This is a genomic window from Saccharopolyspora sp. (assembly GCF_017434145.1).
GTDB lineage: Bacteria > Actinomycetota > Actinomycetes > Mycobacteriales > Pseudonocardiaceae > Saccharopolyspora_C > Saccharopolyspora_C galaxeae.
In genome coordinates this window covers 1-12,531 of record NZ_JAFRFW010000626.1, presented here as the reverse complement: position 1 = coordinate 12,531, position 12,531 = coordinate 1, and the positions used below count along the sequence as shown (strand labels likewise).

The window sequence follows — 12,531 nt, the reverse complement described above, 5'->3', positions numbered from 1 at the left end:
CGGGGATCATCGCTAGGTTCAGCCGTCGAAGCGCCCGTCTTTGACGGCTTCGACGAACGCGGTCCACTGGCCGCTGGTCGTGGTGAAGTACCCGGCGGCGCGATCTTTGGTGTCACGCACCGCTGCGCCGCCAGCAGCACGGCCTACCTCGACGCAAGCGGTCTGCTGTGATGACCGGCTGGATTTCCGCCATCCCGTCACCTGTCGCGTCAGGTGCTCTCCTCCAACATCGCTGCCCGCCCCCGGAACCTTTCGCCCCGAGTGAACGGACCGTTTGACCAATCTAGTGGGACCAAAGTTCCGTTCACTCCAAACGCACCCGCCGGAACGTTCCGAGTGAACGGACTGTTCGTCCAATCTAGTGGGACCAGCGGGCCGTTCACTCCGATCACCGGTTGCGGCGCGCCCACAGCGCGGCGAGCGCCGCGCCCGCCAAGCCGTCGCGCAGCCTCGTGGAACGCGGGGTCCGCGCGGGCGCGTTCTGGTTGACGTGGAAGGTGAATTCCCGATCGGACAGGTCGCCGGTGACGCTGCGCGCCTGCTCCGTGAGCGTGTCCGCGACAAGCATCAGCTCCACCAGCGTGCGCGCGGCGTTGCCCGCCGACAGTGCATCCTTGGCAAGTTCGGCCAGCATCCGCGCCAATTGCTGCTGGAACACGTCCGTGATGGACAGTTCCGGGGCGAGGAAGCGCACCGAGCCTTCCATGTTGGCGAACGACTTGCCCAGCACCGAGATCACCGGGTTGGTCTTGATGCCGCGCTTGGTGGACTGCTGCAGCACGCTGGTCAGCGTCACGCCGAAGTTCAGCTCGGACAACGAGGCCGCCGCGATCTGCGGCGTCAGCGCGGCCATGTCCGCGGCGAACGCGGGCACGTCCGCCCAGGCGGTGGCGTGGCCGAGTTCGGTCCACGCCTTGGCCAGCCCGTGCCCGTCGTTGCGCGCCAGGTGCAACAGCACCAGCATGATCGTCATGCTGGTGCGGCGGTCGACCCGGCCGACCATGCCCCAGTCGATCAGCGTGGCCCGGCCTTCGCCGTCGACGAAGATGTTGCCCGGGTGCGGGTCGGCGTGGAACATGCGGTTCACGAAGAAACCCCGGAACTGCAACGCCAGCAGGTCCGTGCCGATCGCTTTGCGCAGCGCCGCGGGAAGTTCCTCGGGCGCGATCTCGCGCACCGACCGGCCCGGCGCCAGCGTCTGCACCAGCACGTGCCGGGTCGCCTGCACCACCCTCGGCACGTCCAGCGTCGGGAAGTCGCGGACGGCTTTGCGGGCTTCGCGCATGTTCGCGGCCTCGGCGGTGAAGTCCAGTTCCGGGCGCATCGCGTCGAACAGCACGCCCAGCATCGCGTCGATGTCGACGACCGCGTTGAACCGCGGCGCTCCCTTGCCGACGATGCGCGCCGCTTTCCGCAGCAGCGCCATGTCCTCCAGCACGGTCGCGGCCACGTCCGGGCGCTGGATCTTGACCACGCCGGGCGAGCCGTCGCGCAACGTGACCCGGTAGACCTGCGCCAGCGAGGCGGTACCGACGGGTTCGAGGATGTCGAAGTCGCGGAACTGCTCCTTCCACTCGCTGCCCAGGTCGGCGGCCAGCACCGGCTCGAAATCCGAGAACGGCAGCGGGTGTACGTGGTCGTGCAGGTTCTCCAGCTCGGCGATCATCGTCCGGGAGACGATGTCCGGGCGGGTGGAGAGCATCTGCCCGAGCTTGATGTAGAACGGGCCGAGCTCCTCCAGCGCCCGCCGGACCTCGCGGGCGCGCTCGTGCGGGGCCGCGTCGCCGGTTCCGCGGTGCACGGTCCGGGTGAGCTCGGTGCAGCACAGCGCACCGAGCACCCCGGCGACTCGCCGCAGCCGGTCCAGGCCCATCAGGTCCGGTGCTCGGGCGCGGCCGGGCCCGGTGCCTGCTGCAGCGAAGCCCGCAACGAGTCGACCGAGTCGTTGAGCTGCCTTATCTGGTCCGGCAGCCCGTCCTCCGGGCTGCGCCGCGGCTCGGCCACGGCCGGGTGCGAGCGGCCGGCCTCGACCACTCGGGGACTGCCGCGGCGCTGGCCGCGGCGGCGGTAGTCGCCGCGCCGATTCCCGGTGCGCCGATCACCCCTGCGCCAATCATCCCTGCGCCAATCATCCCCGGGCCGATCGTCCCAGTCCCACGGATCGCAGTCCCACGGGTCGTCCCAGTAATCCCCGTCCCAATCGTCGCAGCGCCGATCCAGGAGTTCGTCGAACGCTTTTTTCGCATCGTCGGCGATGTTTCCGACGAGGTCGCGAAAAGTGTCGATGGTGCCCATTTGCGATCCTCCTCATTGCATTCGTTTTCGATTGCGTGGTGGCACTCGCGCAACGGGCGGCGTTCAGCGCTGCCGCCGGGTGGCCTGCCCGGCGAGTTCCGCGAGGCTTTCCCGCACCGGCCGGCGCACCGGCATTCGCCCGAGCACACCCAGCGCTTCGGCCGTGCGCTGCTCGATCAGCTCGCGAACCGCCTGGTGCGCTCCGGTTTCGTCGATGACGCCGCGCAGTTGCGCCGCCCCTTCCTCGTCGAGCCCGGGCGCACCGTGCAGCCGCCGGATCGTGCGGCGCTGCTGCTCGGTGGCGCGCCGCCACGTGAGTCCGATGAGCACCGTCGGCTTTCCCGCGCGCAAGTCGTCCAGCCTGGATTTCCCGGTCACGGCCGGGTCGCCGAACACTCCGAGCAGGTCGTCGCGCAGCTGGAACGCCGTGCCGAGCAGGAAGCCGAACTCCGCGCAGCGGGCCAGCAGCTCGCGGTCCGCACCGGCGAGCGCGGCGCCGATCTGCATCGGCCGGGCCACGGTGTAGGCCGCGGTCTTGTGCCGGATCACCCGCCACGCCTGGTCCAGCGGGTCCAGCGCGCCCTCGCCCGCCAGGTCCAGGTACTGCCCCGCGATGAGTTCGGTGCGCATGGCCTGCACGAACGGCCGCACGTCCGCCCACCGCTGCTGCGGGATCCCCGCGCTGTGCAACAGCTCGTCGGACCACACCAGGCACGCGTCGCCGAGCAGGATCGCCACGTTGACGCCGAACCCGGCATCGACCGGAGCCGCTGCCGCGCCGGGAGCTCCCGGTGCACCACGCTGCTCCGGCACCTGCGCCCCGAACCGGCGGTGCACGGTCGGTTTGCCGCGCCGCTGGTCGGAACCGTCCATCACGTCGTCGTGGATCAACGCGAAGGAGTGGAACAGCTCCAGCGCCGCTGCCACGCCGAGCACCACCTCGCTGCGCGGATCCCCGCCCGCTGCGGCGAATCCGGCGCAGCAGAACAGCGGGCGCAGCCGTTTGCCGCCCGCCTGGAAGTCCCGGACGACCTCGATCAGCGGCGGCAGGCCGGGATCGGGGGCGCGTGCCGAGCAGGAGCCCATGAACCGCTCCAGCACGGTGTCCACGTCCCGGCGCAGGAGCTCCAGCGGGACCATCGGGGGTTGTTCGGAGGTTTCCGCCAGGTCGGGTCGAGCCATCGCTGCCGCCTCTCGGACGAACCGCCGCCTCAACGGCGCGCGCCTGCGCTGTTTCCGGACGATGCGGCGCCCGAACAATGCGGCGTCCGGACAATGCGCTGGAATCGACTGCGAAATGCGCCGCACTTCGGACCGTAACAGCGGCCGGGACACCGGGGAATGGCGCGGAGAAACCCGATGCGGTGCTACACCCGGACGAGTCGCACCGGGAATCCGAAAAGAGCAGCGCCCGATAATTAGCGCGGGCGTCCGCAATTCTTCGCCGGGTCGTTCGCGGCGGAGCGCACCCCCGCCCGCCCCTCCGGGAGTGACCGCTGCCTGCGGGCCTGACATCCGGCTTCGATCAACCGTGCGAGCGACCCGAGCCCCAGGACGGCGCGCACGTCGACCGGCCTACTCGTGCAGCATCAGCCGCCGCACGGCCAGTTCGGCGTAGAGCGCGGCGCCTTCGGCGAGCACCGAGTCGTCGTAGACCGCCAGCGGGCTGTGGTTGTAGGGCGCGGTGTGCGGGTCGGCTTCCGGCGGCACCGCGCTGAGCCCCACGAAGCCGCCCGGCACGTGCTGGAGCACCCGCGAGAAGTCCTCCGAACCGCCGAGGGGGTTGGCCAGTTCCTCGTAGCGGGTGTCGCCGAACAGCTCGGCGATCGTCGAGGCGACGAACCCGGTTTCCGCGGCGTCGGTGACCGTGACCGGATAGCCCTCGGCCAACTCGACGTCCACGGTCACGCCGTGCGCGGCTGCGATGCCGTGCAGCAACTCCTCGGTCAGCGCGCGGACCCGCGCCCGGGCGTCCGCCGAGAACGACCGCACCGTGGCGCCGAACTCGGCGGTGTCCGGGATGACGTTGTGCGCGGTGCCCGCGCGCACCGTGCCGACCGTGACCACCACCGGGTCGAAGATGTCGAACCGCCGCCCCACCATCGTCTGCAGCCCGGTGATCATCTCCGCCATCGCAGGAACCGGATCGTGCGCCCGGTGCGGTGCGGAACCGTGCCCGCCGGCGCCTCGAACCACCACTTTCAGCTCGTCCGATGCGGACAGCGCCGCGCCGGGCCTGCTGACGAACTTCCCGTGCGGAGCGGCGGAGGAGAACACGTGCATGGCGTAGGCGGTGTCGGCCCGGCGACCGGCGGCGTCGAGCACTCCTTCGTCGATCATCGTCCCGGCGCCGTCGTAGCCCTCCTCGCCCGGCTGGAACATCAGCACCACGTCTCCGGCGAGCCGGTCGCGGTGCTGCGAGAGCAGCCGGGCCGCGCCGGTGAGCATTGCAGTGTGCAGATCGTGCCCGCAGGCGTGCATCGCGCCGTTCGTCGAGGCGTAGTCGAGCCCGGTGCGCTCGTGGACGGGCAAGGCGTCCATGTCGGCGCGCAGCAGGACCGTGCGCTGCGACTGCGCTGAGCCGCGCAGCACCGCGGTGACCGACGTGCATTGCCCGCCCGTGCGCACTTCCAGGCCGAGCCCGTCGAGTTCGGCGAGCACGCTGTCCTGCGTGCGCGGCAGTTGCAGGCCGACTTCCGGTTCGCGGTGCAGGCGGCGGCGCAGCCGCACCAGCTCGCCGGACATCTCGCGCGCATCCTCCACTATGGACACCATTACCCCTTTCCCCTTGAGAATCCCGAATTCACACCGCGGCGCCGTCGCGATCCGACGCCGGATCGCTGCTTTGCGCGGACTCCGGCAGCAGCAGCGCGGCCATCAGCGACAGCACCGCAGCCCCCACCAGGTAGTAGGCGGGTGCCAGCCGGCCGCTCGCGGCCAGCGCGCTCAGGATCAGCGGCGTGAAGCCGCCGAACACCGACACGGAGACGCTGTAGGCGACCGAAAGCCCGCTGTAGCGCACGCTGGTCGGGAAGCTCTCGGCCAGCGCCGTGGCCAAGCACCCGGTCATCGGCGCGAGCACCACGGCCAGCACGAGGTAGCCGAGCGCGGCCGAGCCGAACGTGCCGTGCAGGAACAGCAGGTACGTGGGCACCGCGCACACCACCAGCACGGCCAGCGAACCGACGAGCATCGGCCTGCGCCGCCCGATGCGGTCCGCGTACAGCGCCCACAGCGGGATCAGCACCAGCTGCGCGCAGATACCGATCATCATCGCGGCGAACATCTGCCCCCGCGCGAGACCGACCTGCTCGACCAGGAACGCCGGGAAGAACGCTTGCACCATGTAGAAGAACGTCGTGCCGGTGATCATCAAGCCGATCACCTTCAGCACGTTCGGCCAGTGCTCGCGCAGCACCGTCGGCAGCGGCGCGCCCCGTTCGCCGCCCTGCTCGGCCTTGAACTGAGGTGTCTCGTCCAGGCGTAGCCGCAGGTAGAAGCCGATGACGCCGAGCGGCAACGTGAGCAGGAACGGAATCCGCCAGCCCCACGCGTTGAGAGCCTGCTCGCTGAGCACCGCGCTCAGCGAAGCACCGACCGCGGAACCGGCGAGCCCGGCCAGCATCTGGGTGAAGAACTGCCAGCTGCCGAAGAAGTTCCTCCGGTGCTCGGGCGCGTACTCGACCATGTAGGCCGTCGCGCCGCCGAACTCGCCACCGGCGGAGAACCCCTGCGCCACCCGCGCCACGATCAGCAGGATCGGCGCGAGCACACCGATGGTGTCGGCGTTCGGCAGCACGCCGATCACGAAGGTGGCCGCCGACATCCCGATCAGCGACGCGGCGAGCGTTCCGCGCCTGCCGAGCCGGTCACCGAAGTGCCCGAACACCAGCGCGCCGAGCGGGCGCAGCACGAACGAGATGCCGAACGCGGCGAACGTGGGGATCAGCGAGCTCGTCCCGTCCGGGACGGGGAAGAAGTTCACCGCGATGGCGGCGGCGAAGAACCCGTAGAGGGTGAACTCGAACCATTCGACGAAGTTGCCGATCGACGCCGCCAGCACGGCTTTGCGGCGCACGGCCGGTGGCGCCGGTGCGGCGCCATTCGGTGGGTGGTTCGGCTCGGTCACTTCGGCACCTGCTTTCACTTCAGCCGGGGACCTCGCGGTCCGGTGCCCGGGGCTGCGGGCGTCCATCGCGGCGGCAGCTCCGGGCTCGACGAGCCCCGGCTCGCACTGGGCACCACCGGGCACCGGACCCCGCGGAGTGATCGGCGACACGGCGTGCTGAGGTGACAGGCAGTGTGCTGCTGCGGGAACAACGGTCGAACAGATCGAAGGATTCGTGCACCGCGAAGCGCTGCTGGAGGTGATTCGTGCATCCGCTGCTGGACGAGCAGGACCTGTCACTGCTGCACGCCCTGCAGATCGCACCTCGGGTGAGCTGGGCGGATGCCGCGCGCGTGCTCGGTTCGACGGCGACGACGCTGGCCGCGCGCTGGGAACGGCTGCGCTCCAGCGGAACGGCGTGGGTCACCGCGCACGCGGGCGGGAAGCTGAGCACGGTCACGCTCGCGTTCGTCGAGCTCGACGTCGCCCCGCAGCGGCGGAGCGAGGTCATCGGCGCGTTGTGCCGCGACCCGCGGGCGGCCACGATCGACGAGACCGCCAGCGGCCGGGACCTGATCATCACCGTGCTGACTCCGGACCACGACTCGCTGACGCGGTTCGCGCTCGACGAGCTGCCGCGGATCCCGGGCGTGCAGCGGGTCGACACGCACCTGGCGACGAAGGTGCACGCGGAGGGCAGCCGCTGGCGGCTCGACGCGCTCGACCCGGCACAGCGATCCGAGCTGCAGGCCGCCGCACCGCGGACTGACGGGTTCACCTCGCTCCCGGAGCACTACTGGCCGCTGGTCGAGGCGCTGATCCACGATGGACGGCGCAGCGCCGCCGACATCGCGCGCGTCCTCGACCGCAATCCGGCCACGGTGCGGCGGCAGGTCGGCAGGTTGCTGGCCTCGGAGCAGCTGTCCTTCCGCTGCGACGTGGCGCAGGTCCGTTCGCAGTGGCCGATGTCGTGCATCTTCCTGGCCGAGCTGCCCGCCGCGGAACTGGACCGCACGGTGCGCTCGTTGCGCACCCTCGCCGAACTGCGGCTGTGCGTGTCCACAGTGGGCAAGGCGAACCTGCTTTTCCAGCTGTGGGCGCGTTCGCCCGCCGATCTGCGGCGGCTGGAGCTGCTGCTGGCCGAGAAGCTGCCGCGGCTGTCGATCAACGAGCGGGTGCTGGTGCTGCGGGTGGCCAAGCGGATGGGCTGGCTGCTGGACGAATCCGGGCGCTGCACCGGGGAAGTCGTGGTGCCCAGCGTGACTCCCCGGTGGCTGCCCGGGTGACTTCGGCCGGTCGGAAGACTGCTGTTGCCCGAATGACCGTTGCCCGCCCGGATCGCTGCGGCTGCCGGGTGATCAGCCGGTGACCTCGTGCTCGGCGACGGTCCAGGCGCGGGCCTGATCGCTGAGCGTCACGCCGAGTCCGGGACGCGCGGACAGGTGCATCCGCCCGTCGGAGATCTCCAAGTGCTCGTTGAACAACGGGTCCAGCCACTCGAAGTGCTCCACCCACGGTTCGTGCGGATACGCCGCGGCGAGGTGCACGTGGATCTCCATCGCGAAGTGCGGCGCGAGTTGCAGGTGCTGCTGCTCGGCCAGCGCCATGACCTTCAGGAATCGCGAGATCCCGCCGATGCGGGGAGCGTCCGGCTGCACCACGTCGGCGCCGCCGAGCCGGATGAGCTCCGCGTGCTCGGCGGTGCTCGCCAGCATCTCGCCGGTCGCGATCGGAGTGTCGAATGTGGACGCCAGCGCGTGGTGGCCCGCGGAGTCGTAGGCGTCCAGCGGTTCCTCGATCCACACCAGTTCCAGCGGTTCGAGCGCCCGGCACATCCGGCGCGCCGCGGTCCGGTCCCACTGCTGGTTCGCGTCGACCATCAGCGGGACGGAATCGTCGAGCTTCTCCCGGACCGCGCTGACCCGGGCCAGGTCCGCGGCGCCGTCCGGGTGCCCGACTTTCAGCTTGATCCCGCCGATGCCGTCGCGCACCGAGCTCGCGGCGCGTTCCACGACTTCTTCGATCGGCGCGTGCAGAAATCCACCCGATGTGTTGTAGCAGCGCACCGAATCCCTGTGCGCCCCAAGGAGTTTGCCCAGCGGCAAGTCCGCGCGCTTGGCCTTGAGGTCCCACAGCGCGACGTCGAAGGCGGCGATCGCCTGGATCGCCAGTCCGCTGCGCCCGACCGAGGCGCCCGCCCAGACGAGCTTGTCCCAGATCTTGCCGATGTCGCTGGGATCCTCGCCCAGCAGCACCGGTGCGATCTCGCGCGCGTGCGCGAACTGGCCGGGTCCGCCCGCGCGCTTGGAGTAGCTGAAGCCGATACCTTCCGCGCCGTCGTCGGTGCTGATCTCGGCGAACAGCATCGCGACCTCGGTCATCGGCCGTTGCCTGCCGGTGAGCACCTTGGCGTCGGAGATCGCGGTCGGCAGCGGCAGCGTGATCGACGAGATCTTCACCCGGCTGATCCGGTCGAAACCCGTGCTCATGGTCGCTCCATTCGTGACGTGTGCGGCGCTTCAGCGAACGGATCCTCCACAGAGGACTACTCAGTCCGCGTCGAACTGGATTCGTTTGATCGGGCCCATCACCGCGAAACCGACCAGTGCGAGCAGTCCGTGCGCGGCCACGAACCACAACGCGGTGTGGAAGGAACCGGTGACCTGCACGGTGTAGCCGATGACGATCGGCGTGACGATCCCCGCGGCGTTGCCGAACGCGTTCATGGTCGACCCGACGAAACTCGCGGCCTCCGGCGGCGCGATGTCGGTGGTGATCGCCCAGCCGAGCGCGCCGAGCCCCTTGCCGAAGAACGCCAGCGTCATCAGCGCGATGATCAGCGCGCTGCTGTCGGTGAGATTGCACAGCCCGATGCTGGTGGCCAGCACCATCCCGAGCACAGAAGGGATTTTGCGCGCGGCGGTCACCGAAAGCCCGCGACGCAGCAACGCGTCCGAGAAGAAGCCGCCGAGCAGCCCGCCGCCGAACCCGCACAGCGCCGGGAGCGCCGCGACGAAACCGACTTCGAGAAGCGACAATCCGCGGCCCTGCACCAGGTAAACCGGGAACCAGGTGATGAAGAAGTACGTCAGCGCGTTGATCGCGTACTGCGTGATGTAGACGCCCCACAGCCCGCGGAAGGTGAAGATCTTCCCGAGGCTGCGCCAGTTCAGCGCCTCCCGCGATGCGCCGCGCGCACCCGCCTCATCGAGGTCGACGAGCCCGCCGCCGTCGCGGATCGTTCCCAGCTCCTGCGCGCTCACGCGCGGATGGTTCCGCGGCGAATCCATCCACCGGAACCACAGCACGGCCAGCACCAGCCCCAGCGCACCGAGCATCACGAACACCCAGCGCCAGCCGAACTGGTGCGTAAGCCACCCCATGACCGGCGCGAACGCTGCGGTGGCGAAGTACTGCGCGGAGTTGAACACCGCCGTGGCCCTGCCCCGCTCCGCGGTCGGGAACCAGGTCGTCGCCACCCGGGCGTTGGCGGGAAACGCCGGGGATTCGAAGGCGCCCAGCAGCAGCCGCAGCACGAAGATGGTCGTCACGGCCACCAGCACCGGTGTCGTGATCAGCCCGACGAGGCTCACCGCGAGCGTGACCAACGTCCACAGCACCAGGCTCAGGCCGTAGATCCGGCGCGCGCCGAACCGGTCGAGCAGCACGCCGCCGGGCAGTTGCGCGATCACGTAGGCCCAGCTGAACGCCGAGAAGATGTAGCCCAGCTGCACGGTGCTGAAGCCCAGATCGGCCTGCACGCTGCTACCGGTGATCGACAGGCTGCTGCGATCCGCGTAGTTCACCGTGGTGATCACGAAGATCAGCGCGAGCACCAGCATCCGGGTCGGCACCCTGGGCCCGGCCGGACTTCCCGCGCCTGCCCCATTTTCCGCGCTGACCCTCGGTTCGGTCTCAGACATCGTCGTCCTTCCCGGTGCGAAACCGGCGGCGCCGCCTCGCCCGCCTACGGTCCGGCGGGATCGAAGACTAGGACGAGCCCGGATGCGGATCTAACACCGTTTTCGCATGTTCCGATGCGGCGAGGGCATTGCTCGCGGTCAGCTCGACCCGCACCGGAACGGCGGCCGGGCGGGAGCTCCCGACGCAGAACAGCCACCCGGCGTAGCCGATTACCTCCAAAGTGGGACGATGTGGTAAACCTTGATCGACACGGCAAGCACTTCTTCAACCACACCCGGTGCCACCGGGCGGTGAGGAGCCCTGTTGGTCCGGCAGCGCAGCAGCGACACGCAGCAGCCCAACGTCGCCCGCGTCTACGACTACTTCCTCGGCGGGGCGGCGAACTACGCGGTGGACCGCGAGTTCGGCAAGCGCGCGCTGCAGCGGTTCCCGTTCGTGGAATCGGTCGCGAAGGCGAACCGGCTGTTCCTGCACCGGACCGTGCGCTACCTGCTGTCCCAAGGCGTCCGGCAGTTCATCGACATCGGCTCGGGCGTGCCGACGATGGGTGCGACGCACCAGGTCGCCGCCGAGGCCGGTGGCGCACGCGTCGTCTACGTCGACAACGAGGACGTCGCGGTGGCGCAGTCGAAGCTGGAGCTGGAGCGCGACGGCGACCCGCGGCGGCACACCGTGGTGCGCGCCGACCTCCGCGAACCGGACGAGCTGTGGCAGGCCGTGGCCACCTCCGGAATCGTGACGCTGCGCGAACCGGTCGCGGTGCTGCTGCTGGTAGTGCTGCACGTCAAGCAGCTCGACGACGCCGGCCGCGATGTCGGCCCGGCCTCGGTCGCGCGGTTGCGCGAGCTGATCTCGCCCGGTTCCTACTTCGCGCTCTCGCACGGCACCGACGATCAGGTTCCCGACGGGCGGGCCACCAAGATGGCCGAGTTCGCGGCGATGTACGACCACACCGCGACCCCGGTGATCTGGCGCTCGCAAGCCGAGATCGAGGCGCTGTTCGGGGACTTCGAACTGGTCGAGCCGGGCATGACCTGGACCCCGCTGTGGCGCCCGGAGTACGGCGATTCCAGCGAGCCGGACCTCGGGTTCAGCGATCCTTCGGAGTCCATCGGCTGGGCGGGCGTCTCCCGCAAGCCACGGCCGCAGGTGTTCTGAGTCCGGCCACGAGCACGATCCGCCAGTAGGCGGTCGACTGCCCTCCGGCCACGTGTGGTAACCATTGGCCTTCGCGTTCTTCGGTCGTGATCGGCGTGCTCGTTCGGTGAGGAGATCCCCGTGGTCCGGCAACGCAAGATCGATACGCACCAGCCCAACGTCGCGCGCGTCTACGACTTCTACCTGGGCGGGCAGGCCAATTACGCGGTGGACCGCGAATTCGGCAGGCGCGCGCTGGAACGCTTCCCGTTCGTCGAATCCGTGGCGAAGGCCAACCGGCTGTTCCTGCACCGCGTGGTGCGCTACCTGCTGTCCCAAGGAATTCGGCAGTTCATCGACGTCGGCGCGGGCGTGCCCACGATGGGCGCCACCCACCAGATCGCCGCGGACGCCGGTGTCGAGGCCCGGGTGGTCTACGTGGACAACGAGGAGGTGGCCGTCGCGCACTCCGAACTGGAGCTGGAGCGCAACGGTGACCCGCGGCGGCACGGCGTGCTCCGCGCCGACCTGTGCGAACCCGACGAGCTGTGGCAAGCCGTGGCGGGCACCGGAATCCTGAAGCTGCGCGAGCCCGTCGCGCTGCTGATGATCGCGGTGCTGCACGTGCAACAGCTCGACGATCAAGGCCAGGACATCGGCCCCGCCTGCGTCGAGCGGTTCCGCGAACTGCTCTCCCCCGGCTCCTACCTGGCGTTGTCGCACGGCACCGCGGACGACGTGCCGGACGGGCTGGCAACGGAAATGGCCGAGTGCGCGGCGATGTACGACCACACCGCCACTCCGGTGCTGTGGCGCTCGCACCGCGAGATCGAGGCGCTCTTCGGCGACTTCGAGGTCGCCGAGCCGGGAGCCACCTGGACCCCGCTGTGGCGCCCGGAGCACGGCGACGGGCAGACCGCGATCAGCTTCGACGACCCGTCGGAGTCCCTGGTCTGGGCGGGCGTCGCCCGGAAGCCGCGCCGCGCCGAACGGTCCTGAGCCGAAGTCCCGCTCCGGCCGGGACGCTCACGGCAGCCGGTAGGTGTCGGCGAGCAGCCCGAGTTCGT

At 70.0% G+C, this 12,531-nt stretch carries 11 protein-coding genes; 3 read left to right on the top strand and 8 right to left on the bottom strand.

Going from position 1 to position 12,531, the window contains the following annotated elements; translation table 11 throughout:
- Positions 1-18: 18 nt before the first annotated feature.
- The 6 genes from IJH84_RS17295 to IJH84_RS17270 all read right to left on the bottom strand — a co-directional run bounded on the left by IJH84_RS17295 (position 19) and on the right by IJH84_RS17270 (position 6,424).
- Entirely contained in the window at positions 19-213 is a 195-nt protein-coding gene (locus IJH84_RS17295; protein WP_200072194.1) for a DUF397 domain-containing protein, read from the bottom strand.
- 175 nt (positions 214-388) lie between these two features.
- Positions 389-1,873, bottom strand: coding sequence for an AarF/UbiB family protein (locus tag IJH84_RS17290; protein ID WP_295146266.1), 1,485 nt, complete (start codon positions 1,871-1,873; stop codon positions 389-391).
- Entirely contained in the window at positions 1,873-2,295 is a 423-nt protein-coding gene (locus IJH84_RS17285) for a hypothetical protein (RefSeq protein WP_295146263.1), read from the bottom strand. Before IJH84_RS17285 ends, IJH84_RS17290 begins: the two co-directional genes overlap by 1 nt.
- A gap of 63 nt (positions 2,296-2,358) precedes the next feature.
- Positions 2,359-3,477 carry a polyprenyl synthetase family protein gene (locus tag IJH84_RS17280; protein ID WP_295146261.1) on the bottom strand — a complete coding sequence of 373 codons (1,119 nt, stop codon included), beginning with the start codon at positions 3,475-3,477 and terminating at the stop codon, positions 2,359-2,361.
- Between the two features lie 393 nt (positions 3,478-3,870).
- Entirely contained in the window at positions 3,871-5,067 is a 1,197-nt protein-coding gene (locus IJH84_RS17275; protein ID WP_295146259.1) for a M20 family metallopeptidase, read from the bottom strand.
- Positions 5,068-5,098: 31 nt separating this feature from the next.
- Positions 5,099-6,424, bottom strand: coding sequence for an MFS transporter (locus IJH84_RS17270; RefSeq protein ID WP_295146257.1), 1,326 nt, complete (start codon positions 6,422-6,424; stop codon positions 5,099-5,101).
- A 245-nt stretch (positions 6,425-6,669) separates the two neighbouring features.
- Here IJH84_RS17270 and IJH84_RS17265 point away from each other — a divergent pair, with 245 nt between their 5' ends.
- Positions 6,670-7,689, top strand: a complete 1,020-nt coding sequence (locus IJH84_RS17265; protein ID WP_295146255.1) for an Lrp/AsnC family transcriptional regulator — start codon at positions 6,670-6,672, stop codon at positions 7,687-7,689.
- Between the two features lie 72 nt (positions 7,690-7,761).
- Here IJH84_RS17265 and IJH84_RS17260 read toward each other — a convergent pair whose 3' ends face one another.
- Complete coding sequence (locus IJH84_RS17260; protein WP_295146253.1) at positions 7,762-8,892, bottom strand: mandelate racemase/muconate lactonizing enzyme family protein; 1,131 nt, start codon at positions 8,890-8,892, stop codon at positions 7,762-7,764.
- A gap of 60 nt (positions 8,893-8,952) precedes the next feature.
- Positions 8,953-10,326 carry an MFS transporter gene (locus IJH84_RS17255; protein ID WP_295146251.1) on the bottom strand — a complete coding sequence of 458 codons (1,374 nt, stop codon included), beginning with the start codon at positions 10,324-10,326 and terminating at the stop codon, positions 8,953-8,955.
- A gap of 304 nt (positions 10,327-10,630) precedes the next feature.
- Between IJH84_RS17255 and IJH84_RS17250 the strand changes: the two genes are divergently transcribed.
- Positions 10,631-11,485 (top strand): SAM-dependent methyltransferase, encoded by an 855-nt coding sequence (locus tag IJH84_RS17250; RefSeq protein ID WP_295146248.1) that lies wholly within the window; start codon positions 10,631-10,633, stop codon positions 11,483-11,485.
- A gap of 120 nt (positions 11,486-11,605) precedes the next feature.
- A complete protein-coding gene (locus IJH84_RS17245) occupies positions 11,606-12,463 on the top strand; it encodes an SAM-dependent methyltransferase (protein WP_295146246.1) in 858 nt (285 codons plus the stop codon).
- Positions 12,464-12,531 lie beyond the last annotated feature (68 nt).